At 65.5% G+C, this 23,891-nt stretch carries 22 protein-coding genes; 9 read left to right on the top strand and 13 right to left on the bottom strand.

The features are described 5' to 3' along the window. Window positions 1–22 precede the first annotated feature (22 nt). The 6 genes from HB860_RS20745 to HB860_RS20720 form a co-directional block, all read right to left on the bottom strand. Entirely contained in the window at window positions 23–1,276 is a 1,254-nt protein-coding gene (locus HB860_RS20745; protein ID WP_247627813.1) for a DEAD/DEAH box helicase, read from the bottom strand. A 129-nt stretch (window positions 1,277–1,405) separates the two neighbouring features. Then, window positions 1,406–2,860: a GGDEF domain-containing protein gene (locus tag HB860_RS20740; protein WP_247627812.1), complete on the bottom strand. Its 1,455-nt coding sequence runs from the start codon at window positions 2,858–2,860 to the stop codon at window positions 1,406–1,408. A 267-nt stretch (window positions 2,861–3,127) separates the two neighbouring features. Continuing rightward, window positions 3,128–3,781 carry a DUF799 domain-containing protein gene (locus tag HB860_RS20735; RefSeq protein ID WP_247627811.1) on the bottom strand — a complete coding sequence of 218 codons (654 nt, stop codon included), beginning with the start codon at window positions 3,779–3,781 and terminating at the stop codon, window positions 3,128–3,130. Further along, a complete protein-coding gene (locus HB860_RS20730) occupies window positions 3,778–4,137 on the bottom strand; it encodes a DUF4810 domain-containing protein (protein ID WP_247627810.1) in 360 nt (119 codons plus the stop codon). Before HB860_RS20730 ends, HB860_RS20735 begins: the two co-directional genes overlap by 4 nt. 11 nt (window positions 4,138–4,148) lie before the next feature. Then, window positions 4,149–4,784, bottom strand: coding sequence for a CsgG/HfaB family protein (locus HB860_RS20725; RefSeq protein ID WP_241672849.1), 636 nt, complete (start codon window positions 4,782–4,784; stop codon window positions 4,149–4,151). Between the two features lie 125 nt (window positions 4,785–4,909). Further along, entirely contained in the window at window positions 4,910–5,827 is a 918-nt protein-coding gene (locus tag HB860_RS20720) for a LysR family transcriptional regulator (RefSeq protein WP_247627809.1), read from the bottom strand. Window positions 5,828–6,063: 236 nt separating this feature from the next. Between HB860_RS20720 and HB860_RS20715 the strand changes: the two genes are divergently transcribed. Then, on the top strand, window positions 6,064–7,299 hold the full coding sequence (locus HB860_RS20715) for an MFS transporter (protein WP_432612688.1): 1,236 nt from the start codon (window positions 6,064–6,066) through the stop codon (window positions 7,297–7,299). An 8-nt stretch (window positions 7,300–7,307) separates the two neighbouring features. Here HB860_RS20715 and HB860_RS20710 read toward each other — a convergent pair whose 3' ends face one another. After that, the gene (locus HB860_RS20710) at window positions 7,308–7,817 is read right to left on the bottom strand and encodes a hypothetical protein (RefSeq protein WP_247627807.1); all 510 of its coding nucleotides are present in this window, start codon (window positions 7,815–7,817) and stop codon (window positions 7,308–7,310) included. Between the two features lie 165 nt (window positions 7,818–7,982). On the opposite strand from HB860_RS20710, the gene HB860_RS20705 reads away from it, so the two are divergent. After that, window positions 7,983–8,891 (top strand): SAM hydrolase/SAM-dependent halogenase family protein, encoded by a 909-nt coding sequence (locus HB860_RS20705; RefSeq protein ID WP_247627806.1) that lies wholly within the window; start codon window positions 7,983–7,985, stop codon window positions 8,889–8,891. A gap of 392 nt (window positions 8,892–9,283) precedes the next feature. Continuing rightward, the gene (locus tag HB860_RS20700) at window positions 9,284–11,179 is read left to right on the top strand and encodes a PhoX family protein (protein ID WP_247627805.1); all 1,896 of its coding nucleotides are present in this window, start codon (window positions 9,284–9,286) and stop codon (window positions 11,177–11,179) included. Window positions 11,180–11,402: 223 nt separating this feature from the next. Here the strand turns inward: HB860_RS20700 and HB860_RS20695 are convergent, their stop codons facing one another. Beyond that, window positions 11,403–13,349, bottom strand: coding sequence for a MacB family efflux pump subunit (locus tag HB860_RS20695; RefSeq protein ID WP_432612689.1), 1,947 nt, complete (start codon window positions 13,347–13,349; stop codon window positions 11,403–11,405). Continuing rightward, the gene (locus HB860_RS20690) at window positions 13,349–14,500 is read right to left on the bottom strand and encodes an efflux RND transporter periplasmic adaptor subunit (protein WP_247627803.1); all 1,152 of its coding nucleotides are present in this window, start codon (window positions 14,498–14,500) and stop codon (window positions 13,349–13,351) included. Before HB860_RS20690 ends, HB860_RS20695 begins: the two co-directional genes overlap by 1 nt. A gap of 148 nt (window positions 14,501–14,648) precedes the next feature. Here HB860_RS20690 and HB860_RS20685 point away from each other — a divergent pair, with 148 nt between their 5' ends. From HB860_RS20685 to HB860_RS20675, 3 genes are all read left to right on the top strand, one after another. Beyond that, window positions 14,649–15,329: a response regulator transcription factor gene (locus tag HB860_RS20685; RefSeq protein ID WP_247627802.1), complete on the top strand. Its 681-nt coding sequence runs from the start codon at window positions 14,649–14,651 to the stop codon at window positions 15,327–15,329. A gap of 14 nt (window positions 15,330–15,343) precedes the next feature. Continuing rightward, entirely contained in the window at window positions 15,344–16,627 is a 1,284-nt protein-coding gene (locus tag HB860_RS20680; RefSeq protein ID WP_247627801.1) for a sensor histidine kinase, read from the top strand. A gap of 83 nt (window positions 16,628–16,710) precedes the next feature. Continuing rightward, a complete protein-coding gene (locus HB860_RS20675; RefSeq protein WP_247627800.1) occupies window positions 16,711–19,737 on the top strand; it encodes a cytochrome c peroxidase in 3,027 nt (1,008 codons plus the stop codon). An 86-nt stretch (window positions 19,738–19,823) separates the two neighbouring features. Here the strand turns inward: HB860_RS20675 and HB860_RS20670 are convergent, their stop codons facing one another. From HB860_RS20670 to HB860_RS20660, 3 genes are all read right to left on the bottom strand, one after another. Beyond that, a complete protein-coding gene (locus HB860_RS20670; protein WP_247627799.1) occupies window positions 19,824–20,111 on the bottom strand; it encodes a DUF6515 family protein in 288 nt (95 codons plus the stop codon). Between the two features lie 103 nt (window positions 20,112–20,214). Next, a complete protein-coding gene (locus HB860_RS20665) occupies window positions 20,215–20,505 on the bottom strand; it encodes a hypothetical protein (protein WP_247627798.1) in 291 nt (96 codons plus the stop codon). A gap of 145 nt (window positions 20,506–20,650) precedes the next feature. Beyond that, window positions 20,651–21,211 carry a carbonate dehydratase gene (locus HB860_RS20660; protein WP_106884870.1) on the bottom strand — a complete coding sequence of 187 codons (561 nt, stop codon included), beginning with the start codon at window positions 21,209–21,211 and terminating at the stop codon, window positions 20,651–20,653. 236 nt (window positions 21,212–21,447) lie between these two features. On the opposite strand from HB860_RS20660, the gene HB860_RS20655 reads away from it, so the two are divergent. The 3 genes from HB860_RS20655 (at window position 21,448) to HB860_RS20645 (ending at window position 23,484) form a co-directional block, all read left to right on the top strand. Next, window positions 21,448–22,089, top strand: coding sequence for a ribonuclease T2 family protein (locus HB860_RS20655; RefSeq protein WP_247627797.1), 642 nt, complete (start codon window positions 21,448–21,450; stop codon window positions 22,087–22,089). Between the two features lie 70 nt (window positions 22,090–22,159). Further along, entirely contained in the window at window positions 22,160–22,441 is a 282-nt protein-coding gene (locus tag HB860_RS20650) for a helix-hairpin-helix domain-containing protein (RefSeq protein ID WP_247627796.1), read from the top strand. After that, window positions 22,438–23,484, top strand: coding sequence for an NAD(P)H-dependent flavin oxidoreductase (locus tag HB860_RS20645; RefSeq protein ID WP_247627795.1), 1,047 nt, complete (start codon window positions 22,438–22,440; stop codon window positions 23,482–23,484). Before HB860_RS20650 ends, HB860_RS20645 begins: the two co-directional genes overlap by 4 nt. A gap of 208 nt (window positions 23,485–23,692) precedes the next feature. Here the strand turns inward: HB860_RS20645 and HB860_RS20640 are convergent. Next, the coding region (locus HB860_RS20640) for a hypothetical protein (protein WP_247627794.1) at window positions 23,693–23,891 on the bottom strand (199 nt) is incomplete at its 5' end.

The raw sequence follows: 23,891 nt of genomic DNA, 5'->3' as shown, positions 1-23,891 counted from the left end.
CCCCCCCCGCAAGACCCCGGTGTCAGGGCTTGCGCCCCTTGCCGCCCTTGTTGCCCGCGAGGGCCTGCTTTCTGGCCTTCTGCTTCTGTGCCCCCTTGCCGCTGCGGCGAGGCTCGGGGTCGAAGCGGGTGAGATCCGGCTCAAAGCCCGGGAACCACTGCTGGGGCAAGCGGGTGTCGAGCACGGCTTCGACCTTCTCCAGCAGGGGCGCATCCTCCGGGCTGAACAGGGTCACGGCGAGCCCCTTGTTGCCGGCGCGGCCGGTGCGACCTATGCGGTGGACGTAATCCTCAGGCTGATGGGGGAACTCCAGGTTGATCACATGGTTGAGATCGCTGATATCGAGGCCGCGAGCCGCCACGTCGGTGGCGACCAGGGCCTGCAGGGTGCCGGCGCGAAACTCCAGCAACACCTTTTCCCGGGCGCTCTGCGACAGATCGCCGTGGAAGGCGAGCGCATTGATGCCCGCCTTGCCGAGCTGCTGGGCCAGCTTGTCCGCCCCCTGGCGGGTGCGGCTGAAGATCAGCGCCGGTGCCCAGCCCTTCACGGTCAACATGTGGTCGACCAGCGCCAGCTTGCGATCCCCATCCACCGCATAGACCCGCTGCTCCACCTCGGCCGCCGTGGTGTTGCGCGGTGCCACCTCGATCAGCGCCGGATCGCGCAAGAGCACCCGGCTCAAGGCAAAGAGGTTGTCGTCGCAGGTGGCCGAAAACAGCAGGGTCTGGCGATCCGCCGGTATCTGTCTGAGCAGGGCTTTGATCTCGTCCATAAAGCCCATGTCGAGCATGCGGTCCGCCTCGTCAAACACCAGATGACCAAGGCTTTCAAGGCTCAGGGCCCCCTGGCGCAGATGGTCGAGCAAGCGGCCCGGGGTGGCGATGAGCAGATCCACCCCCTCTTTCAGCGCCTCGACCTGGGCGGCAATGCTGACCCCGCCGTAGACTAGCGTGCTGGTGAGGCCTGTGCCCTGACCGTAGCGCGCCACGCTCTCTGCGACCTGCACCGCCAGCTCGCGGGTCGGCACCAGCACCAGGGCACGGATGGGGCGCGGGGCCTCGCTTGCTGGCTGCTGCATCAGTTGCTCCAGCAGCGGCAGCACGAAGGCGGCAGTCTTGCCGGTGCCGGTCTGGGCCCCCGCCATCAGATCCCGTCCCGCGAGAATGAGGGGGATGGCGCTGGCCTGAATAGGGGTCGGCGCGGCATAACCCAGCTCGCGCAAGGTCTGTTGCAGGCGGGGGGAGAGGGCCAGTTCGGCGAAGGAGGCAATGGACATAGGGCACCAGTGTGGGGTTATCGCGGCCAGGGCCGTGACGGAAACAATGATAGTGGCCGGGATGGTAGCAGAAGCGCCCCCCGGAGCAGAAGGCGATTGCGGCGTCATGGTAAGGCGCCGCTGGCAGGGTCAGCCTGGCTCCCTGGGTTTCGCCGGTTGGCTCTGCATCTCGAGGGGTCTGATGAGCCCGATGCTTTGCCCGGAGTAGAAGGCGATGTTGTGCTTGCCATGCTGCTTGACGTGGTAGAGCAGCGCATCGGCCAGATCGGTGGCCTCGGCGACCGTCAGGTAATCGCGGATGCGGATGATGCCCGCCGAGAAGGTGATGGGGGCGGGCAGTTCCGGGAGCACCAGCTGTGATGCCAGCAGGCGGGCCACCGTCTGGCGCATGCTGGCCTCGTCGTTGAGCCCCTTGTAGAGGACGATAAACTCCTCGCCCCCCCAGCGAATGGCCTTGTCCCCCTTGCGCATATTGGTCGTCAGATGACGGGCGAAGGCGGCGAGGGCCAGATCTCCCACTCCGTGACCATGGGTGTCGTTGATGGACTTGAAGTTGTCTATGTCCAGCAGCATCAGGTAGTCGTGCTCCTGCAGCAGGCCCTGATCCAGGATGTCCCGTCTCGGCAGCCGGGTCAGGTGATCGGTCAGTGCCAGGGTGCGCAGGCGACTGTAGATGCCCCGCCCCGTCAGCATCAGCAGCAGCAGGGCGATCAGATAGAGCTTGAAGGCCGGGCCATAGAGCACGGCCCGGACGACATCGCCGTAGCTGTATGACCACTTGAGAAAGAGGTCGTTGCCGGCCTTGGTCTGCATGAAGCGGGTATTCAGGCAGAGATGCCAGGGGCGGCAGGGTTCGACCTCCTCGAAAGAGATGACGGTGCGAGTGGGATTGAGCCCCTCGAAGGGGTGAAACACATCCTTGAAGGCCTCGTCGATGGCGATGTCTATGCCCGTCAGGCCATAGCGGTAGTCCGCTAAGGCGGAATCGTAGAAGACGAAGGGGAAGTAGAGGGTGATGTTCTGCACCCCGGTGAAGGTGTCGGTGTAGATGTCCGATACCCAGGCCTCATCCGTGCTGCAGGGCACATGAGTGGCGGCGAAGAAGGCACAGCCGAAATAGTGGGTCCAGGGCTCGATGTCATTGAGGTTGGTGTTGACCGGCTGCAACTGGCTCGGAAGCATCCGTTTGTCCGTCACCATGCCAAGCATGCGACGATCGTTATAGAGGGCGTAGAGGTTGAGAACCTCGGGGTAGGAGAGCACATATTGGTAGGCGGTGAGCATCTGGTTGGCGGGCGGCAGTATGGGGATGACCGCCAGGCGAGCCAGGGTGGCGAGATCATAGCCATAGGCATAGGCAGTCGCATCCCCGTTCTCGCTGAAGATGGGCGTCTTGATGCTGCTGTTGTCGATGAATCGGGCCAGTTTCTCTGGCGCCAGCACGCGGGCCCGCTGATAGAACACCTCGAACAGGTTCGGCTGTTTGGCGGTGATGAGCTGCATGTCGTGCCTGATGCTGAGGTAGGTGTAGTTGAACACCAGCCCCAGCCCCGCCAGCGCCAGGCAGAGGAGTGTGAATCGCATCAGCCACCTGCGGGGCAGGGTGCGCAACAGTGATCCCGCCATGCCATAACGCTCCCGGGTGGTGACAGAGGACTTTCTTGTAACTGATTTTGCCTGGCATCACCAGACGAAATTGGGGGGGCTGAACAACCAGTACACGAGAAATGAACCGCCAATATCAACAAGATAGACGGTCACACCCAGCCTTGGTGGTCGGGGGAGGCAAACTGGCGGGGATGGGGGCAATCAGAGGGCATGACGCCCTCTGTCGTACGGCGGCGCTGCGCCTTATCTTGTCTGGAACTTCGGCGAGTAGGGGCCATGGAGAATGCCGTTGGGCATGTCGGCGCTGAGCAGCCTGAAGCTGGTGATCCCGGCGATTTCATGGCCCTTGTCGGTGATGGTGTTGGCAATCTGATTGACGACAGCCACCACCAGCATGCCGATGAGGCCGCCCCCCGAATTGCTCTGCTGTTCGGCACTGCTGGCGCTGGCACTGCCTTCCCACAGCAGCTTGCCGGTGCGCAGATCCACCAGGCGGGCGCTGGCGGTGACCACAGTCTCGCTGGAGATGACCAGATAGCTGGTGCCATAGTCCTTGATGTCGAGGTACAGGGCGGTATCGGCACCGTAGATCTCGTGGAGCTTCTTGATGGGCAGGGCATGAATGTCCGTCGGCTCGGTCACCCCGTTCTGCCGGAAGGTCTCGTTGGTGACCGCCACCGGCAGTACGTAATAGCCGGACTCGGCGAGCGGGTAGGTGATCTGGGACTGCAGACTGGCCCCCGCCTTGATATCAGGCGAGTGATTCACCGGTGGCAGCACCAGGATGGAGGTCGGTCTGCTCTCCTTGAAATTGCCGTAGTCGTAGCCGGGGCCCTTTGCGCAGCCGCTCAGCAGCAGGGTGCCCAGTGTCAGGGCAAGGAAAGTGCGCAGTGTCATTGGGTCGCCCCCTTCTGGTTGGACATCAGGAAGTTCATGAAGGGTGCCGATTCAGGGAAGAGACGTTTCTCGGTCTCGAACTGCTCGCGGGTCTGCGCATCCTTGCCGAGCTGGGCATAGAGCATGCCCAGGTGAGCGTGGAAGCCGGGCGGCACCGCCTGGCCCTTGGCGCTGGCCTCTTGCTGGTTTTTCTCCAGCGCGTCTATCTGGGCTTCAACCCCGGTGTCGTCACCCTGCATGTGCTGGTAAACCACCCCCTGGTATTGATCCCAGTTGTAGAGCGTCTTTGGCGCCTGGGCACAGGCACTCAGCAGCAGGCCGCTGGCCAGCAGCAGGGAAAGCTTGGACATGGTCATCTCGTCTCTCCTTATTGGGCCGGACGCCAGGCGCCGGTCTCGATGCCGCTCACCAGGTTGTTGACGGCTTCCCGGATGGCGAGATCCAGCACCTTGCCGTTCAGGGTGGAGTCGTAGCTGGCGGTGCCGCCGAAGCCGACGATTTCGCGGTTGGAGAGCTCGTACTCCCCGGCGCCCTGGGAAGAGAAGACCACTTCAGAGGTGGTGACGTTGACTATGTTGAGGTTGACCTTGGCGTAGGCGATCTGGGACTTGCCGCGGCCCAGGATGCCAAACAGCTGATGATCGCCGACTTCCTTGCGACCAAACTCGGTGACGTCACCTGTGACCACATAGTCGGCGCCCTTGAGCTGCTGGGCCTGTTGCTTGATCCCGGCTTCCGCCTTGATCTCTTCCATGTTGTCGCGATCCAGCACGCTGAAGCGGCCGGTCTGCTGCAGATGGGTGATCAGCACGGTTTTCGCCTGGCTGCCCAGTCGGTCCACGCCATCGGAGAAGATGCCACGCATGTAGCTGGAGCGGTTATCAAACTTGCCGACGGCAATGGGGCTGCGAGTGCCCTGATAGTGGCTCTGATAAGAGGCGACCTTGGGCACTTCCAGGGAGCGCGACGACTCGCTCGCACAAGCTGTCAACAATCCCGCCATCAAAATGACACCAGATGAAACAACAAACTTCTTCATGTAACGTCCCGTTATTTAAGGAAAAAACAACGGCGGACTCTAACATTGTTCGCTGCGAAGAAAGTGCCCCGTATGGGGGGCATAGCCGCTCAATCAGTGTGCGTTTGGCGGGTTGTGGCGAGGATTGAGGGGGGCTGGTTATCCTGATGGCGCTGGAACACCTCCTCCAGGGCCGCCACCAGGGCGCGCATCCGCCCCGTCTTCTGCACATCCGGGTGCAGCACCATCCAGATGTCGATGGGGTCGTGCTGGTCAGGCAGCAGACGCACCAGGCCCGGATCCTCCTCGGCGAGGAAGGTGGAGAGCAGGGCGATGCCGAGCCCCTGGCGGGCCGCCCCCATCAGCACCAGCTGGGCGTTGCTCTGCAGCACTACATTGGGCTCATGGAGGGGTTCACCGCACAGGCTCAGCCAGTGGCGGGCCACCAGCTCCCTGGGAAAGAGCAGCAGGTCGTGCTGTTGCAGCGCCTGACCCGAGCGGGGCGTGCCCCGGCGGGCCAGGTAGTCGGGGGAGGCGTAGAGTCCCATCCTGATGGTGGCGAGCCGTTTGACCACCAGATCTCCCTGCTCGGGGCGCACGCTGCGAATGGCGAGGTCCGCCTCCTGATTGGGGATGTCGCTCACGCTGACCGCGGTCAGCAGCTTGAGGCGGATGCCGGGGTGGCGCTGGCGCAGCAGGCTGAAGGCCGGCAGCACGAAGCCCTGGGCCAGGGTGTCCGTGGTGGCGATGCAGATCTCCCCCTCCAGCTCCCCCAGGCTGGCCGCGCGATCCATGGCCAGGGCCGCCTGCGCCATGGCCTGTGCCTGGGGCAAGAGCGCCTCCCCCAGGGGGCTGAGCCGATAGTGCCTGGGGGTGCGGATAAACAGCTTGGCCCCCAACTGCTGCTCGAAGAGGCCGACCCGTCGCCCGACGGTGGCCTGATCGACCCCGAGTTCGAGGCCGGCCCGGCGCAGGCTGCCCCGCCGTGCCAGGGCCAGAAAGAAGCGGGCGTCATCCCAGTTGATCATGCTTGCTCCTCGCTCAAGCAGGACGCCCGATTGGCGCCGGAGTATTAGATGCCAGAGGGGGCGGCAGCACAAGGGGCCGCCCGATCCCGCTCTCTGGGGCCACTCAAGGGATGGAGCGCAACTGCCAAGGTGATGCAAATTTGAATCGCCATGATGCAGAACTGCCGCAGCCCGGGGCGGGCGGGATCGCTATGATGACGCTCCCGATAGCGCTTCCCCTGTCTGTGATTGGAGTCTTGATGTCATCCCCCTGCGCCCCAACTGCTGCCCACGGCAGCGAGGTCGATGTTGGCCCCCGCCTGCTCGGGTTTCTGGCCCTGGCCCTGATGTCGGCCCTGCTCAACAGCAGCGTGCCCACCCCGCTCTATCCCCATTACCAGGCGGCGCTGGCCCTGAGCGATCTCGGCCTCAGCCTCATCTATGGCGGCTATGCGGGGGGCGTGCTGATCGCCCTGTTCGGGGTGGGCAACCTGGCGGGAAGGGTGGCGGATCTGCGCATCCTGATCCTGCCCGCCCTGCTGGCGGTCGGGGGCGGAGCCCTGCTCTTCTCCCTGGCCGACAGCTTCTGGTCCCTGTTGCTGGCGCGGGTCCTGGCCGGGATTGGCACGGGCAGCCTGACCGGCGCCGCCAACGTGGCGCTGCTGCGCTTTGGCCCCCAGGATGGCGGCAAGCGGGCGGCCCTGAGCGCCACCCTCTCCTTTACCGCCGGGCTGGCCCTCGGCCCCGTGTTCAGCGGCCTGGCGCTGCAACTGGACTGCTACCCGACCACCTTGCCCTTCCTGCTGATCCTGGGGATGGCGAGCTGCGCCATCGCGGGCCTGGTGCTGAGCTGGCCAAGAGGTGCCAGGACGACGGTGGCCGCCCCGAGCGGACAGGGTGGGGGATCCCTAGGGGAGGGGCTCAGGGCCACGGGGGCCGGGTTCTTTCTCTGCGCCCTGGCGCTCTTCACCGCCTGGGCGGTGGCGGCCAGCCTGCTGGCCATCGGCCCCAAGGTGGTGAGTCAGTTGCTGGGCATGAGGGATCTGGGGCTGTTCGGCTATCTCGTCGCGGCCTATCTGGTCTTCTCCGGGCTTTGCCAGCTCTGGGCCCGTCGCCTCGATGCCCGCCATACCCTGCAAAGCGGCTGCCTGGCCCTGGCGCTCTGCGTGCTGCTGTTTGCCGGCGCCGTGCACGGCCTGCCAGGCTGGCTGGCGGGACTCGGGTTGCTGGTGGCGGGTTACGCCCAGGGGGCCGTGTTCGTGGGGAGCGCCACCCTGATCAATCGCATCGCGCCCCCTGCCAGCCACGCGCGGCTGGTCTCCCTCTTCTATGTGATCGCCTATGTGGCGAACTGGGTGCCCGCGCTGCTGGGCTGGGTGAGCGACGGTGCAGGCCTCCTGGCGGCGCTGGATCTGCTGTTCGTCGGCAGCACGCTGACCAGCCTTGGGCTGGCCTGGGCCCTGTCACGGCATCGCTTCGAGCCCGCCGCCTGACGAGAGCATCACCCATCGACCAGGACGACGCTGCCGGCATCCAGATGGTGCATCCACTCCCGCAGGATCAGCAGGGCGGCGGCGAAACGGCGATCCTTCGGCAACTGGGCCGATGCCAGGGGATCCCCCTCCACCATGGCAACCAGCTGGCCGAACAGCCGCTCTATGTTCTCCCGGCTCTGCACCCGGCTGCCGAGGGGCTCGGCCAGAGGCACGGGGCTTTGCAGGTGCAGCACGGGGTGGGGCGGGATCCGGGCCGCGAGGGGCATCAGCATATCCTCCACCACCATGATGGCTTGCTCCAGCTCGAGGGGCGTCGGCAGATCCTCCGCTACCATGATGGCCTGCTCCAGCTCCAGGGCGCTCGGCGGGTCCCGGCGAAAAGGGCCCGGGGTCAGGGCATCGAGCCCCAGTGCCAGCGAAAAGGTCTGGCTGGTGCCGTCCGCCCCGGTGATCTGCACCCGGCTCTGGGTCTCCCCCAGGCTCAGCAAAATGGTGTCGCGTTTCTCTACTGTCATGTGGTGCTCTCCTGCCTTCGAATGCCCATGGATACACCCGGCGGAGCACTCTGGCGAGTGCTTTCCCCCCATTCGGGCATCAGGGGTTGCAAAGGGGGCATGAAATGGCATTCTGGACGTCTAGATTTCTGTTTCTCTGTCGCATCCCTCACAAGGAGTCCTGATATGGATATTCGTACCGCTCCCCGCGCCCTCGTGCTCGCCCTCTCTCTGGTGGGGGCTGGCGCCTTCGCCAGCGAGGCCCTGGTGTTCCAGACCGATTTCGGCCTCAAGGATGGCGCCGTCTCCGCCATGAAGGGGGTCGCCTTCGGGGTGGACCGCACCCTGCCGCTGCAGGATCTGACCCACGAGATCCCGGCCTACAACATCTGGGAGGCCTCCTACCGCCTCTATCAGACCCTCAACTACTGGCCCAAGGGCACCGTCTTCGTGAGCGTGGTGGATCCCGGTGTGGGCACGGATCGCAAGTCCGTGGTGCTCAAGACCAAGAGCGGCCACTACATCGTCAGCCCGGACAACGGCACCCTGACCCTGGTGGCGGAGCACTTCGGCATCGACACCGTGCGCCAGATCGACGAGAAGCGTAATCGCCTCAAGGGCTCCGAGAAGTCCTACACCTTCCACGGTCGCGACGTCTACGCCTACACGGGAGCTCGGCTCGCCTCCGGCGCCATCAGCTTCGAGCAGGTGGGGTCCAAACTGCCCGCCGAGGTGGTGACCATCCCCTACCAGCCGGCGGTGGCCGAGGCCGATGGCACCTTGAAAGGCACCATCCCCATTCTGGATGTGCAGTACGGCAACGTCTGGACCAACATCGACGACACCTTGCTGACCAGGGCGGGGATCCACAAGGGGGACAACGCCTGCATCAGGATAAGCGAAGGGGATGCGCTCAAATACGAGGGCAAGGCCCCCTACGTCAGCAGCTTTGGCGATGTGCCACAAGGCCAGCCCCTGGTCTACCTCAACAGCCTGCTGCAGGTGTCGGTGGCCCTGAACATGGAGAGCTTCGCTGCAAAACATCAGGTGCAATCCGGCGCCAACTGGCATATCAGCCTGAAAAAATGCGGCTAGAGGGAGGCCGCCAGCGGCTGTTATCCGTTACAAACGGGCATATCAGCCTGAAGAAGTGCGGCTAGAGGGCGGTTGCCAGCGGGTGAAATCCGGTACAAACAGGCATATCAGCCTGAAAAAATGCGGCTAGAGGGCGGTTGCCAGCGGGTGAAATCCGTTACAAACGGGCATATCAGCCTGAAGAAGCGCGGCCAGGGCTAACCTCTCTATCAGTGATGCTTCTCCTGGGGCGGTGGGACTCGTGTCCACCGCCCCTTGTTCTGGGCGGTGGCGCCTTGCCGGGCCAGACGGCTATCTCATCACTTGTCATCTTCGTTTAATAAAGTGCCGCCATGCTGTGGCCGGACGCCGTGATGACGCAATGATTGCGCTGAGATAACAAGGAAAAGCCGATGAGCCGTTTTGACGAGAGAGACAGTGCCAACCACCCCCGGGAGCAGGAGCCGGAGTTCAACCGCCTGATCGAGGCTGGCCTCAGCCGCCGGGGCTTCCTCAAGGGGGTTGGCGCCGCCAGCATGGTGGCGTTTTTTGCCGCACATCCGGTGGCCCGCGCCGTGGCCGCCGCCACCCAGCCGCTGCTCGGTTTCCAGGCCGTGCCCGCCTCGGTGGCCGACACCATAGTGGTGCCACCCGGCTACAAGGCCGAGGTGCTGATCGCCTGGGGTGATGCCCTGTTCGCCGATGCCCCCGCCTTTGCCCAGAGCAATGACGCCAGGGCCCAGGCCCGCCAGTTTGGCGATAACAACGACGGCATGAGCTTCTTCCCCCTGGGGCCGGATCGCGCCCTGCTCGCCGTCAACAACGAATACACCAACTACGAATACCTGTTTGCGGATGGCGGCAAGGCGCTCAGTGCCGAGGCCGTCGCCAAGGCCCAGGCGGCCCACGGGGTCTCCCTGGTGGAGCTGGTGCGCAAAGATGGCAAGTGGCTGGCCAATCCCAAGGGGGCCCTCAACCGCCGCATCACCGCCACCACCCCCATGACCCTGAGCGGCCCGGCGGCGGGCCATGCCCTGCTCAAGACCCAGGCCGACCCCGAGGGGCGCACCGCCCTTGGCACCTTCAACAACTGCTCCAACGGCCAGACCCCCTGGGGCACCTACCTCACCTGCGAGGAGAACTTCAACGGCTACTTCGGCAGTGGGGGCAAGCCGGTGCTGGACCAGCGCGCCGCCCGCTATGGCCTGGCCGCCGAGGACGCGGGCTTTGGCTGGCACAGGTTCGACGAGCGCTTCGATCTCGCCAAACACCCCCAGGAGCCGAACCGCTTCGGCTGGGTGGTGGAAATCGATCCGCAGGATCCCGCCTCCACCCCGAAGAAGCGCACCGCCCTTGGCCGCTTCAAGCATGAGAACGCAGCCTTCACCGTCAACCAGGATGGCCGCGCCGTGGTCTACCTCGGCGATGACGAGCGGGGGGAGCACATCTATCGCTTCGTCTCGAAGAACAAGGTGGCGCCGGGCAACGATGCCGCCAACCGGGATCTGCTGGACGAGGGCACCCTCTATGTGGCTCGTTTCGACGCCAAAGAGGGGGAGCTCAAGGGTACAGGCCAGTGGCTGCCCCTGGTGCACGGCCAGCACGGTCTGACCCGGGAGAACGGCTTCGCCGATCAGGGGGAGGTGCTCATCTTCGCCCGGGAGGCGGCGACCCGGCTGGGTGCCACCACCATGGACAGGCCGGAGTGGGTGGCCGTGCATCCCCACAGGGCCGAGGTCTACTGCACCCTGACCAACAACAAGAACCGCGGCCTCAAGGAGAACCAGCCCCTGGACGGCGCCAACCCCAGGGCCGAGAACCCCTATGGCCAGATCATCCGCTGGCGCCCCATGGGGGGCGATCACGGCAGTGACAGCTTCGAGTGGGATCTCTTCCTGCTGGCGGGCAACCCCGGCGTGCATAAAGAGGGCTTGATGGCGGGCAGTGCCAACATCACCCCGGACAACATGTTCAACAGCCCGGACGGCATCGGCTTCGACGAGGCGGGGCGGCTCTGGATCCAGACCGATGGCGACTACTCCAACGAGAAGCAGTTTGCCGGCATGGGCAACAACCAGATGCTGTGCGCGGATCCGGCGAGCGGCGAGGTGCGCCGCTTCCTGACCGGCCCGGTGGCCTGCGAGATCACGGGCCTCACCTTCAGCCCGGACTGGCGCACCCTGTTCGTCGGGGTGCAGCACCCGGGGGAGGAGCTGGCCCCCTCCCACTTCCCGGACGGCGGCACCAGCATTCCCCGCTCCGCCGTGCTGCGCATCACCCGGGACGATGGCGGCATCATAGGAGCCTGATGGCCACAGATGACCGCCTTGCCTTTGATGAAAAGAGCCGCCTTCGGGCGGCTCTGTCGTTGGCCTGGCTGGGGGGAGACAAAAAAAGACCGGGTACGGGACCCGGTCAAAGAACCCGCGCAGTCTGGGAAGAAGAGCGGGCGTTCAGGCTTGGTGGCGGGGCCGGGTATCGGCCCCCTGTCCGGTATCTGGGTGAGTGGCATCACCCTGACGTCAATGCGGGCTATTCGCGCTCCAGTGCGTGGATGGGATCCAGCCTGGCGGCCCGGCGGGCCGGGGCGAAGCCGAAGATCACCCCGATCAGGCTGGCGCAGAGGCAGGCCATCCCCATGGCGGGGAGGGAGTAGATCATCCGGACGCCGCTGCCGAGGTGCTCGAACAGCTGGCCCAGCAGCAGGGAGAGGGCGATGCCGAGCATGCCCCCCAGCAGGCAGATGAGCACGGCTTCAATGAGGAACTGCTGCTGGATGTCCCGGGCTCGGGCCCCGACCGCCATCCGCACCCCTATCTCCCGGGTGCGCTCTGTGACCGAGACCAGCATGATGTTCATCACCCCTATGCCCCCGACGATGAGGGAGATGAGGGCGATGAGGGCGATCAGCGTGGTCAGGGTGGTGCTGGTCTGGGTCATGGTCTGGCGAATGCTGTCGGTGTTGAGCAGGAAGAAGTCCTGGCTGCCGTGGCGCAAGGCGAGCAGGCGGCTGATGCCGTCCTGGGCGGCGTTCAGGCTCACCTCGTCCCGCACCCGCACGCTGATGCTGCGCAGATGGCTCTGTCCCAGCAGGCGGCTCATGGCGGTGGTATGGGGGATCCAGACGTTGAGGGTCTCGTCGCTGCCAAAACCGCTCCGGCTCTTGACGGCGACCCCTATCACCCGGCAGGGCAGATCCCCCAGCAGTATCACCTGGCCGAGAGGGGACTGGGTCGGGGCGAACAGCTTGTCCCGGGTGTGCTCGTCGATGACCACCTCCTGGGCCAGGCTCTCCTCGCTCTGGCGATCGAAGCCCATGCCCTGGGCCAGGCGATAACCCCTGACCTGGAAGAACCCGGCGCCGACCCCGTTGATGGTGCCGGAGACGGCGGTGCTGCCAAGGCGCAGGGTGGCGCTGGTGCTGAGGCTGGGGGTGACGCTGTCGACATAGTCCAGCCGGGCTATGGCCTCGGCGTCCCCGATCCTCAGGGTCTGGATGGCGGCGGAGCGCAGGTCGCCGAAGCCACGGCCCGGGAACACCTCCAGGGTGCTGGTGCCCATGGCGTTGATGTTTTCAAGCACCTGCTGCCGTGAGCCCTGGCCGAGGGCCACCACGGTCACCACGGAGGCGATGCCGATGATGATGCCGAGCATGGTGAGAAAGGTGCGCAGCCGCCGGGCGACCATGGCCTTGAGGGCCATCTGCAGGGCATTGCCAAGCCCCGCCATCAGCGGGGTCCGCCCACTGGCGGACGTCTTGGCGGCGGCCTGGGAAGCCTGGGACTCGGGCTCGCGAGTGCGCCGATCGGCGATCACCCGGCCATCTTTTAGCTCTATGATCCGCTCGGCGTGGCGGGCGATCTCCATGTCGTGGGTGACGATCACCAGGGTGTGCCCCTGACGATGCAGGGCCTGGAGGCTCGCCATCACCTCGGCGCCGCTCTGGCTGTCGAGGGCCCCGGTCGGCTCGTCCGCCAGGATCACCTCTCCGCCGTTGACGAGGGCGCGGGCTATGCTGACTCGCTGCTGCTGGCCGCCGGAGAGCTGGCTCGGCTTGTGGCTGAGCCGGCTGGCGAGGCCGAAGCGGGTCAGCAGGGTCTCTGAGCGCTGGCGACGGGCGACCGGATCCAGCCCGGCGTAGAGGGCGGGCACCTCCACGTTGGCACGGGCGTCGAGATCCGCCAGCAGGTGATAGCGCTGGAAGATGAAGCCGAAGTGTTCCCGCCGAAGGGCGGCAAGCTCGTCCCGGCTGAGGGTGGCGGTGTCGCGCCCGGCCACCAGATAGGCTCCCTCGCTCGGCTGATCCAGGCAGCCCAGCAGGTTCATCAGGGTGGACTTGCCGGAGCCTGAGGCGCCGACGATGGCCACCATCTCACCACGGGCGATCGCCAGATCGATGCCGTCCAGCACGGTGACGGTGCGCTCACCCTCTCCGAAGTGGCGGCGGATGCCCCGCAGTTGCAGCAAGGTCTCCATGATCACATCCCCATGGGGGGCGGCATGCCCCCGGCGGCGGACTGGCTTACGCTCATCTCGCTGACGATCACCCGCTCACCGGCGCTCAACCCATCGAGGATCTGGGCATCCACCTTGTTGTTGAGGCCGACGCTGACCCGGCGCAGGCTTGTCTTGCCCGCGTCATCGACCACCCGGACCCTGTCCCCCTGCAGGGCGATGGCCGGGATCACCAGCGCCTGCTTGAGCCGGGCGGCCACCAGATAGACCTGGGCCGTCATGCTGATCCTGAGCTCCCCGTCCTGGTTGGGCACATCGAACAGGCCGTGATAGTAGATGGCGCTGCTGTCACTGCTGCTGGTCTCCTCGTCGTTGATGGTGTCGGGGGCGGGCTCTATGGCCCGCAGGGAACCCTCGAAGCGGCGCTGGCTGTTACCGAGAATGGTGAAATAGACCGGCATGCCGACCCTGGCCTTGATGACGTCGGCCTCGGAGATCCTGGCTTCCACCGTCATGGTATCCAGCTGGGCAATCTTGAGCAGGGTGGGGGTGCTCTGGCTGGCGTTGAGGGTCTGCCCCTCCTCCACCGGCAGGGCCACCACGGTGCCGGAGAGGGGGGCAAGGATCCGGGTATAGCCCAGGTTGACCCTGGCGGTGTCCACCGCGATCCCGGCCTGCACCCGCTGGGCCGCGAGGGCCCGGATGTCGGCCAGGGTCTCGTCCAGGGTGGCCTTGGCGCTGTCATGGTCGGCGGTGCTGCCAAGGCCTCTTGCGACTATGTGTTGCTGGCGCTGGTAGACCAGGCGGGCGTTGCGAAGGATGGCCTCCTTGGCATCCAGCTGGGCCTGGATGTTGTCGCGCTGGGCCTGGGCATCCTTGAGGGCGTTCTGCTGGGGCAGATCGTCGATCTCGACCAGCAGCTCCCCCTGCTTGACCTCCTGACCCAGGATGACGTGCAGCTTCTTGATCTGGCCGGAGACCTGAGCCCCCACGCTCACCTGCTTGCGCGCCTTCAGGGTGCCGTCCGCCATGATGAGCTGCTCCAGATCCCGGGTCTTTGCGGTGGCCGTGATGTAGTCGATGGCAGGGCTGCTGGCCTGGGGGCGCCAGGCCAGCAGCAGGGCGAGGGCGCACAGGGGCAGTAGCCAGAACAGGCGGGGGGAGAGCGTGGGCATGGCAAGCTGTATCCAGAGTGACGATCAGGGCGGCACTCTATCCCAGAGTCGGGTTAAGGCTCTTTTCGACAAGCGTAAGGGTTTCGTAAAAGTGGCTGCCAAGGGCGCAGGAAGCGGCGAGAATGGCCGCCGATAACGGAGACTGTCTATGAAGATCCTGCTGGTGGATGATGACGCCGAACTGGGCGCCATGCTGAGTGAATACCTGGGGGGCGAGGGGTTTGAGACCACCCAGGTGCTGACCGGGGGGGAGGGGGTGCGTCATGCCCTCTCCGGCCGTTACAGCGCCCTGGTGCTGGATGTGATGCTGCCGGATCTGGGCGGCACCGAGGTGTTGCGCCAGGTGCGTCAGCGCAGCCGCCTGCCGATCATCATGCTGACCGCCAAGGGGGACAATGTGGATCGGGTGGTGGGACTGGAGATGGGAGCCGATGACTATGTCCCCAAACCCTGCTACCCCAGGGAGCTGGTGGCCCGGCTGCGGGCCGTCTTGCGGCGGGTCAATGAGGGGGGCGTCCTGGCGCCTGCACCCGAGGCCTTCACCCTGGGCGCCCTTGTGGTGAGCCCGGCCAACCGGGTCTGCCTCTGGCAGGGGGAGCCGGTGGAGCTGACCGCCACCGAATTCAACATGCTGGTGTTGCTGCTGCGCACCCCGGAGCAGGTCGTCACCAAGGACATCCTCTCCCTGCAGGGGGTCGGACGCCCCCGGGAGGCCTATGATCGCAGCGTCGATGTGCACATCTGCAACCTGCGGCAGAAGTTGCAGCAGAGGGTGGGGGAGGCCATCACCATAGAGACGGTCCGCAGCATAGGGTACAAGATACTGTGATCCTCAAGGGGCGATTGTTCTGGAAGATACTGCTGGGCTTCTGGCTGACCATAGTGGTGGTCAGCCAGCTGCTCTGGCTTGGCTTTCGCGCAGAGCGCGAGCGCCCGGAAGAGCGCCTCGCCCAGCAGTTGGCGAGTCAGCATCTGGAGATGGCGGCGGCCGTGCTGGCCCAGGGAGGCATGCCGGCCGTGACGGCCCTGATGAAGGCCATGCCGGCCGGGGCCCGGCTGCAGATAGCCCCCCTCTATCCTGGGGGCGAGGCGCTGTCGCCCGGGGCCGCTCCCGTGCTGACGCGCACCGTCGCGGCGGCGGATGGGCACAGCTACCTGCTGCGCGCCAGCCCCGATCCGGACTGGCTCGCCAGAGGGCCAGAGCCCGGTCCCCTCTCCTGGCTCAACATACCGCCCCCCATGCTCTGGATTGGTGGCCTGGGGGGCCTGCTGTTCAGCATACTGTTTGCCTGGCACCTGACCCGGCCGATGAACGCCCTGCGCCGCAGCTTCGGCCAGGTGGCCAGGGGCGAGCTCGGGGTAAGGCTGCTGCCCGCCCTGCGCTGGCGCCGGGATGAGCTGACCGAGGTGGCGCGGGACTTTGACCTCATGGTGGAGCGGTTGCAGCAGCTGGTGGATGGCCGGGAGCAACTGCTCCACGACGTCTCCCACGAGCTGCGCTCCCCGCTGGCGCGTATCCAGATGGCCATAGGTCTGGCGGAGCAGAGCCCGGACAAGGCGAACGACTCCCTGGCGCGGATCCGGCTCGAGACGGAGCGGATGGACAGGATGATAGGGGAGCTGCTGACCCTCTCCCGCGCCGAGCAGGGCCATGGTCTGGAGCAGGGTCACTACGATCTGCTGGCTCTGGTGGAGACCCTGCTTCAGGATGCCAGGTTCGAGGCCCAGCAATCCGGGGTGCAGATCGCGCTTAGCCAGGCGCAGGGAGAGACCTGGCTCTTGCTGGGCCAGGCCGAGCTGGTGCGCCGCGCCGTCGAGAACGTGGTGCGCAATGCCCTGCGCTTCTCGCAGCCGGGGCAGACGGTCAGCGTCCAGCTGACCCGGCTGGGTCATGAGGTGCAGCTGGCGATCGCCGATCAGGGGCCCGGGGTGGAAGAGGGCAAGCTGGCTGGCATCTTCGATCCCTTCGTGCGGATCGGCTCGGCCAGGGCGGGCAAGGGCTACGGGCTCGGGCTCGCCATCGCCCGCAAGGCGGTGACCCTGCAGGGGGGCAGCATAGAGGCGCACAACCGGCCGCAAGGGGGCTTGCTGGTCACCATCACCCTGCCCTGCCTGGGGCCAGACTAAAAATATATCGCCAAGAAGCGATTGATAATGATTGGCATTTGACTGGATAATCGCCGGCTTGTCCGACCACTCCAATCAACACGATGAAACCCATATTCCTGCTGGCCAGCCTGCTGGCCCTGAGTGCCTGCCATGACAACCGCAGCGAGGGCCAGGATCCCGACGTGCCGGTCACGCCTCCCGTTGTCACACCGCCTGTCACCCCGCCTGTCACCCCGCCGGTGACGCCCCCGGAGCAGACCCATACCCGGGCCGAGCTGACCCTGACCATTGATATCGGCGAGCGGCTGGCATCCGGGGCCACCCTGAGCCTGCGCCAGCGCGCCACCGGCATGGAGACGAGTGCAACCCTGAGCGGTCAGGGCAACCCGACCCTGACGCTGCCTGCCGGCCTGCTGCTGACGGCGCCCCTTGAGCTGGTCGGGGAGCAGGAGGGATACATACTGAGGGCCAGCACGGCCCGGGTGGCGGATCTCGCGGCCGGTGAGTCCCGGGCCCGGCGCGCCGCCCCCTCCCTGCGGCTCGACGAGGAGGAGACGGCGCTCTTCCTGCTGGCAGATCGCAACGGGGACGCCGTGCTGGAGATGGGGGAGTGGGGGCTGACCGGCGAGATCCGCCTGCAACAGCAGGCCGACATGCAGGAGTATGCGGCCCTGCTGAGGGCCCAGCGGTTGGGGGCCGAGCTCAACTATCCAGACAGTTGGCAGATGTTGCTGGCCCTGCGGGACGACAGCGCCGCCCGCAACTGGTATCGCCGCAGCAACGGGGAGGCGATCCAGGCCGCCCGGTTGCAGCTCTATCCGGCCAGTCCCGTGATGCCGGAGGAGCCGGAGACCGCCGAGCTGCTGCGACTGGATGAGCAGGGCCGCCTGCTGACCCGGGGGACCTGGCACTGTCTGCACGATGCCCGTTCCGCCACCGGGGTCAAGGGCAGCCAATTCTGGCTGCCGGGGGAGGGCTTTGCCGCCTCGGCCCGTGTCACGAGAGCGGCGCTGGTGCCGCCGAGCAGTTGCGGCCAGCAGTCATGGCGCCTGCCGACCCTGGCCGAATTCGAGCGCCTGCTTGGCAGCGACAAGCTGGGGTGGCGCTATCCCAACACCTTCACCATCCCGTTACCCGAGTGGATCTGGTTGCAGGATGGCACCGGGCTGGCGCGGCTCTACCAGCCGCTGACCAAGGCGTGGCGCGATGAGGGGGAGGCCAGCCTGCTCTGGTTCGCGCTCTCCCCCTATCCGGTTCGTCCTTCGGTGGATCGCAGCAGCGAGATGCCGGATCTGCTCTCCCTGCGGGCACAATATGCCGGCGACCCGGGCCAGTGGCCGGCGGCCATGGTGGACGAGGGGGTGGAGTGGCAGGAGCTGGGCCCCTTGCCCGCCATGCCCTTCCCGGCCGACAACCCCTACCGCAGGGCCAAGGTGGTGCTGGGCCAGCAACTCTTCTTCGACAAGGGTCTCTCAAAGGCCCGCGACATCAGCTGCGCCAGTTGCCACGATCCCCAGAAGGGATGGGGTGACGGGCTGAGTGTCTCGGTCGGTCATCTGGGGCAGAAGGGGACCCGCAATGCACCGACCATCCTCAACGCCGGTTACGGCAGCAGCCAGTTCTGGGACGGACGGGTCGCCACCCTGGAGGAGCAGTCTCTCCATCCCATCAGCAACCCGGTGGAGATGGCCCTCGAGCACGACGAACTGCTGGTGCGGCTGCGGGCAAGCAGCGACTACCCGGCCGCCTTTGCCGCCGCCTTCGGCGACGAGACCATCACCCTGGATAGGGTCGCCAAGGCCATCGCCACCTTCGAGCGCACCATCATCAGCCGCGAGAGCCCGCTGGAGCGCTTCGTCAAGGGGGATGAGCAGGCGATGAGCGACAAGGCGCTGTGGGGCATGCACCTGTTTCGCACCGAGGGGCGCTGCATGAACTGCCACTCGGGCCCTCTGCTGAGTCAGCACAAGTTCGAGAGCCTGGGGCTGACCTATTACGGCCGCAACCTCGAGGACAGGGGCCGCTTCCTGCAGACCAGACTGAAGGCTGACATGGGGCTGTTCAAGACCCCCAGCCTGAGGGATGTGGCCTTCACCGGTCCCTATATGCACAACGGCGTCTTCCCCATCCTGGCCCAGCGTCTCGGTGGTTCGGTGCAGGGGGTAGTGGCCATGTACAACTTCGGCGTCACCAAGTGGAGCAGCGGAGTCGGCTTCCCGACCGGGGTGGACGTGCATGATCCCTTCTTCCCCAAGGCCTCGGATCGCCTTCATGCCCTGGGGCTCTCCAACGACGAGCTGGAGGCCATCGGCGAGTTCCTGCGCGCAGCCTCCCTCGAGCCGAGGCGCACCCCGGCCACCGTGGCCGAGCTGGGACTGAGCCAGGTGGATGACGAGGAGGCCGTCGGCGCCATCCCGGTCGAGCTGGTGGTGACGCCCGCCCAGCCCCGGCTGGAGGTGGGGCAGAGCCTCTCCCTGCAACCAGGCCTGCGGCTGAGTGATGGCAGCGAATCCCCGGTGCTTGAGGCCGTCCAATGGCGCAGCGATCACCCCGAGCGGCTGAGGGTCGATGGCAGTGGCGTCATCACGGCCCTGGCCGTGGGGTCTGCCAGCGTACAGGCAAGCGCGGGGAGCCACACCCGCACGGTGGCGGTGCAGGTGGTGGATGCCCAGCCCGATTTTGGCCTGGGTTGCCATCAACCCGAGCTGGCGGCGGGGGCGCTCTCCTTCCTCTGCCCATTGACCCGTGGCGAGGCCGACCGGATCGGCATCGACTACGAGGGCAGCGCCAGGGATGAGGACGGGGACTACAACCCCTATGCCATCGACTATGTGGTGATGAGCCAGGGGCGGGCGCGAGAGTACTGCCAGCAACTGGTGGCCCGCGGTCACGATGACTGGCGCCTGCCGGGAGCCGATGAGCTGGCGAGCCTGTTTGCCACTTATCATCAGGCCGGCGAAGAGATGAAGCTGCTGACGGAACATGGCTGGCCGCTTTACAGCCGGGTCTGGAGCAGTGACGCACCCAATGACGAGGGGGAGGCTCCCCTGCTCGATCTGGGTTACGGCGAAGTGATGGGCGATCTGCCAGAGGAGGCCCACGGGGCCGTCTGCGTGCGGGCCGGCTAACCCCGGCATGTCAGGATGACGAACAACGGGCGCCGCGGCGCCCGTTTCGTTGCCCATCGGCGCGGCGCGGGGGGCGCCACTTCCACCTAGCTGCCATCTAGCTCCCGCCGGTAGTCGTGACCCTCCCTGAGGTAGTAGCGGCGACCCTCCAGACTCAGGGGGATGAGCCCCGCATCCGGCGTCGCCGCCAATACCCGGGTCGGTGGCGTCACCACCACATAGTGGCTCTCCTGCTGTTGGTAGAAGGTGCCGCCGAGCACATAGTAGGTGAACCCGGCCAGCAGCACTGTCTCCACCCCTGCTGGCAGCCTGTCGAGGTGCAGGACTGGGGCGGGCATGAACCCGGCGTCACCGCCGTGACGGGGGGCTGGCATCTTTGGCCCTCCCTGATGCCTGCCCGTGTCGCCGGGGCCTGCGAGGACGGGGAGGCTGATGGTCAGGATCAGTGTCCACCAGGCGCCGTGACGCATCCTCATGCTACTGCCCCTTGAGCGGGGCGGCGGCCTGGCGTTTGGGGGGCTGAGGTGGCAGCTCGCGCACGCTGACCATGACCTCGTAGCGGGTATCTGGGTCGGCGGCGGCAATGTTCTTCAGCAGCGCCTGGGCCAAGGCCTGGGGATCAGAGCCCTGCTTGCTGGCCTGATAGAGCACCGAGGGGGGCATCGGCATCTGGCTGCCGGGGCGAGCTGGCATGGGGGGGAACATCTCGCCGGCATGAGCAAGCGTGGTGCCCAGCAGCAGGGCAAGAGTGAGAGCGTTACGTGACATTATGGTGACTCCATTGATGGGATGACCCCATCAAACGCCACTGGCGCGCCGGGCTCAATCACCTTTACACCCTCTTTTCACCTCCTTGACAGTCGTGACAACGGGCGCCGTGGCGCCCGTTGTTGCTCATCGTGATCCGCAGGACTCAGAACTCGTTGGAGAGTGCCTTGTAGCCCTTGACCAGGTCGATGTTGGTGTGGGCCACGTCTTCGGAGAACTCGGTGGCATCCACGGTCACGCGGGGGATCTGGGCCAGATCGCTCTGCTGGTTGATGCGGGTGGTGGAGGGCACATAGAAACCGGGGGGCAGATCGCAGCCGTCGATCACCGAGTTGTGACGCACCACTGAGCCTTCGCCGATATGGCAGTTGAACAGCACGCTGTTGAAGCCGATGAAGACCCGGTTACCCACCTCGCAGGGGCCGTGCACTATGCTGCGGTGGGCGATGGAGCTGTATTCGCCTATGGTGACGGCGGCGCCGGACTTGGAGTGGATCACCACGCCGTCCTGAATGTTGGAGTTGGCACCGATGACGATGGGCTCCATGTCGCCGCTCTCATCCACCTCGTCGGCACGGATCACGGCGTAGGGGCCGACAAACACATTCTCCTTGATGATCACCTTGCCGCAGATGATGGCGGTCTTGTCGATGTAGGCGGACTCGTCGATAACGGGGAGGTGACCGGAGGGATTCTTGCGGATCATGGCATGTCCTGTTGCTGATGAAATCGGGGAAAATGGCGGGACGCAGAGGCTCGCCGGAGAGTCAGCTTACGCCTCTGATCCGGGTGGGGGAACCCTTTACTGGTCTGACCCACTCTTGGTAAGGGCATTTGGCATGGTTGTTCTTTGACTCCCTTGTATGGGAGCATGGGGCCTGACAAACGGGCGTGTTCCTCGCCGGAAGGGGGCGGCCTGACTGCGATGACGGAGACGATGACATGAAGAAGATGATGCTGCTCCTGGCGGCGTTCTTGCTGTGCGCCCAGGCCGCGCAGGCCAAGGGGCGGCCAGGTGAGTTTGACTACTACGCCCTGGCGCTCTCCTGGTCACCGGAGCACTGCGCCATCAAGCCGGCCGATAGAGAGCAGTGCAGCCGCCAGTTGGGCTTCGTGCTGCACGGACTCTGGCCCCAGTACCAGCGCGGCTATCCCGGCAGCTGTACCCGCGAGTGGCTGGATCCCGCCATGGAGCAGGCGTTTGCCGGTCTTTACCCCAGCCGCTTCCTCTATGGCCATGAGTGGGAGAAGCACGGCACCTGCTCAGGCCTGAGCCAGCAGGCATTCCACCAACTGGCCAGCGATCTGCGCCAGAAGGTGCGGATCCCGGCCGCCTACCAATCCCCGGTCGAACCGCTGCGCAAGAGTGCCTTCCAGCTCAAGGCGGATCTGGCCGCTGCCAACCACTGGCTTGCCCCCAATACCATCACGGTGGCCTGCGCCGACGGCGGGCGTTTCCTGCGGGAGATCTACATCTGCATCAACAAGGAAGGGACGGATGCCGTCCCCTGCTCGGACGAGATGCAAAAGCGGGAGCGCCGCTCCTGCGGCCAGCCGGACTTCCTGCTGCGCAGCGTGCGCTGACCCTCGTTATCTTCATCAGGCCTCTTGGGGGCCTGATGTGCAACTGCAGTCATCGGAAAGGAGCTCTGCAATGACTGACGTGAAACAGTTTTCGGCACGGGAGCGCAGCCTGCTGCTCGGGGTGAAAGGGGTGGGCCCCACCGTCATCGGGCGGCTCGAACAGCTGGGGTATCACAGCCTGAATGAGCTGGCCGAGGCGGATAGCGGCCACATAGTCCGGCTGGTGGCCAGCATGCTGGGCTCGACCTGCTGGCAGAACAGCCCGCAGGCCAGAGAGGCCATAGACGGTGCCATAGTGCTGGCGCGCAGCCAGATGGCCGCCTCCGTCGCAGAAGGAGAGGGTGGCGAATGAGCCTGTTTGCCGATCTGGGGATGCGCTACCCCATCATCCAGGCGCCCATGGCCGGGGTGCAGAACGCTGAGCTGGCCATGGCGGTGACGGGGGCGGGTGCCCTGGGATCCTTGCCGGCGGCCATGCTCGGCACGGCCGAGCTGCGCCAGGCGCTGGAACAGCTGGCGGCCAGTGGCCCTGGCCCCTTCAACATCAACTTCTTCTGCCATCGACAGAGTGAGCCTGATCCGGCCGAAGAGCACCGCTGGCGAGAGGCGCTGGCGCCCTACTATGCCGAGTTCGGGGTGGATGCCAGAGCCGTGACGACGGCGCCCGGCCGCGCGCCCTTCAATGCGGAGCATGCCGCTCTGCTTGGCGAGTTCAGACCCGCCGTGGTCAGCTTTCACTTCGGCCTGCCGGCGCCCGGGTTGCTGGCCCGGGTGAAGGCCACGGGGGCAAGCGTCTTTGCCAGCGCCACCACGGTAGCGGAAGCGCAGTGGCTGGCGCACCATGGCGCCGATGCCATCATAGCCCAGGGGCTGGAAGCGGGAGGGCATCGCGGCCATTTCCTGAGCCAGGATCTCGGTCTGCAACAGGGCACCTTCACGCTGTTGCCACAGATAGTGGCGGCAGTGGATTTGCCTGTCATCGCCGCTGGGGGCATAGTCGATGGCAAGGGGATCAGGGCCGCCCTGGCGCTGGGGGCTAGAGCAGTCCAGATGGGAACGGCATTCCTCTGTTGTCACGAGGCGACGACCTCGCCCCTGCACCGTGCGGCGCTGCAGGGGGCCCATGGCCGGCACACCGCACTGACCAATCTGTTCAGCGGCCGTCCGGCGCGGGGGATAGTGAATCGTTTGATGCGGGAGCTTGGCCCTCTCTCGGCGCTGCCTCCTGACTTCCCCCATGCCAGCGGCGCAGTGGCCCCGTTGCGCGCTGCTGCTGAAAAGGTCGGTGACAGCGGCTTCTCGCCGCTCTGGGCCGGACAGAATGTCTCGGGTTGCCGCTCCCTGGCCGCCGCCGAGCTGATCGCAGCCTGGGCCGCCGAAGCCGATCTGGCCTGATGGCCTATCTTCTGCAGCTTTCCTTTATATAGGTATCTCTACAGGCACTGGCTTCTGGCCTGGACGGCGTCGAGATCCTGCCGTGGTGGGGGAGTGCAGAGCATCAATCAGAGCCCTTTTTAACGGCTGCCTGTGGATAAGTGTGTATAAAAGCTGTGCTTTGATATGAATAACTAATAAATGGCCTTTTTTTGCAATTTTATTACAGTCAGTGCTTGCCAATGTGATCAATGTCTCTATAATACGCCACATCGACAGGGCAAGCGGCAACGCAAACAACCCGGTCGATAACCTCGAAAAGCCTTTGAAAATAAGGCTTGACTCGAGAAGGCGGTTGAGTAGAATTCCACTCCCGCAGCAACACACTGTTGCGTCGCTCTTTAACAATTTGAATCAAGCAATCTGTG

The sequence above is a fragment of the Aeromonas genomosp. paramedia genome (assembly GCF_023093515.1).
GTDB lineage: Bacteria > Pseudomonadota > Gammaproteobacteria > Enterobacterales > Aeromonadaceae > Aeromonas.
The sequence above is the reverse complement of the archived record's forward strand: the minus strand, read 5'-3'. Positions and strand labels throughout refer to the sequence as shown.

Excerpts from the sequence above, each read along its gene's own strand:
- HB860_RS20745 (WP_247627813.1), bottom strand. The coding sequence starts at position 1,276 with ATGTCCATTGCCTCCTTCGCCGAACTGGCCCTCTCCCCCCGCCTGCAA.
- HB860_RS20740 (WP_247627812.1), bottom strand. The coding sequence starts at position 2,860 with ATGCGATTCACACTCCTCTGCCTGGCGCTGGCGGGGCTGGGGCTGGTG.
- HB860_RS20735 (WP_247627811.1), bottom strand. The coding sequence starts at position 3,781 with ATGACACTGCGCACTTTCCTTGCCCTGACACTGGGCACCCTGCTGCTG.
- HB860_RS20730 (WP_247627810.1), bottom strand. The coding sequence starts at position 4,137 with ATGACCATGTCCAAGCTTTCCCTGCTGCTGGCCAGCGGCCTGCTGCTG.
- HB860_RS20725 (WP_241672849.1), bottom strand. The coding sequence starts at position 4,784 with ATGGCGGGATTGTTGACAGCTTGTGCGAGCGAGTCGTCGCGCTCCCTG.
- HB860_RS20720 (WP_247627809.1), bottom strand. The coding sequence starts at position 5,827 with ATGATCAACTGGGATGACGCCCGCTTCTTTCTGGCCCTGGCACGGCGG.
- HB860_RS20710 (WP_247627807.1), bottom strand. The coding sequence starts at position 7,817 with ATGACAGTAGAGAAACGCGACACCATTTTGCTGAGCCTGGGGGAGACC.
- HB860_RS20705 (WP_247627806.1), top strand. The coding sequence starts at position 7,983 with ATGGATATTCGTACCGCTCCCCGCGCCCTCGTGCTCGCCCTCTCTCTG.
- HB860_RS20700 (WP_247627805.1), top strand. The coding sequence starts at position 9,284 with ATGAGCCGTTTTGACGAGAGAGACAGTGCCAACCACCCCCGGGAGCAG.
- HB860_RS20690 (WP_247627803.1), bottom strand. The coding sequence starts at position 14,500 with ATGCCCACGCTCTCCCCCCGCCTGTTCTGGCTACTGCCCCTGTGCGCC.
- HB860_RS20685 (WP_247627802.1), top strand. The coding sequence starts at position 14,649 with ATGAAGATCCTGCTGGTGGATGATGACGCCGAACTGGGCGCCATGCTG.
- HB860_RS20675 (WP_247627800.1), top strand. The coding sequence starts at position 16,711 with ATGAAACCCATATTCCTGCTGGCCAGCCTGCTGGCCCTGAGTGCCTGC.
- HB860_RS20670 (WP_247627799.1), bottom strand. The coding sequence starts at position 20,111 with ATGCCAGCCCCCCGTCACGGCGGTGACGCCGGGTTCATGCCCGCCCCA.
- HB860_RS20665 (WP_247627798.1), bottom strand. The coding sequence starts at position 20,505 with ATGTCACGTAACGCTCTCACTCTTGCCCTGCTGCTGGGCACCACGCTT.
- HB860_RS20660 (WP_106884870.1), bottom strand. The coding sequence starts at position 21,211 with ATGATCCGCAAGAATCCCTCCGGTCACCTCCCCGTTATCGACGAGTCC.
- HB860_RS20655 (WP_247627797.1), top strand. The coding sequence starts at position 21,448 with ATGAAGAAGATGATGCTGCTCCTGGCGGCGTTCTTGCTGTGCGCCCAG.
- HB860_RS20650 (WP_247627796.1), top strand. The coding sequence starts at position 22,160 with ATGACTGACGTGAAACAGTTTTCGGCACGGGAGCGCAGCCTGCTGCTC.
- HB860_RS20645 (WP_247627795.1), top strand. The coding sequence starts at position 22,438 with ATGAGCCTGTTTGCCGATCTGGGGATGCGCTACCCCATCATCCAGGCG.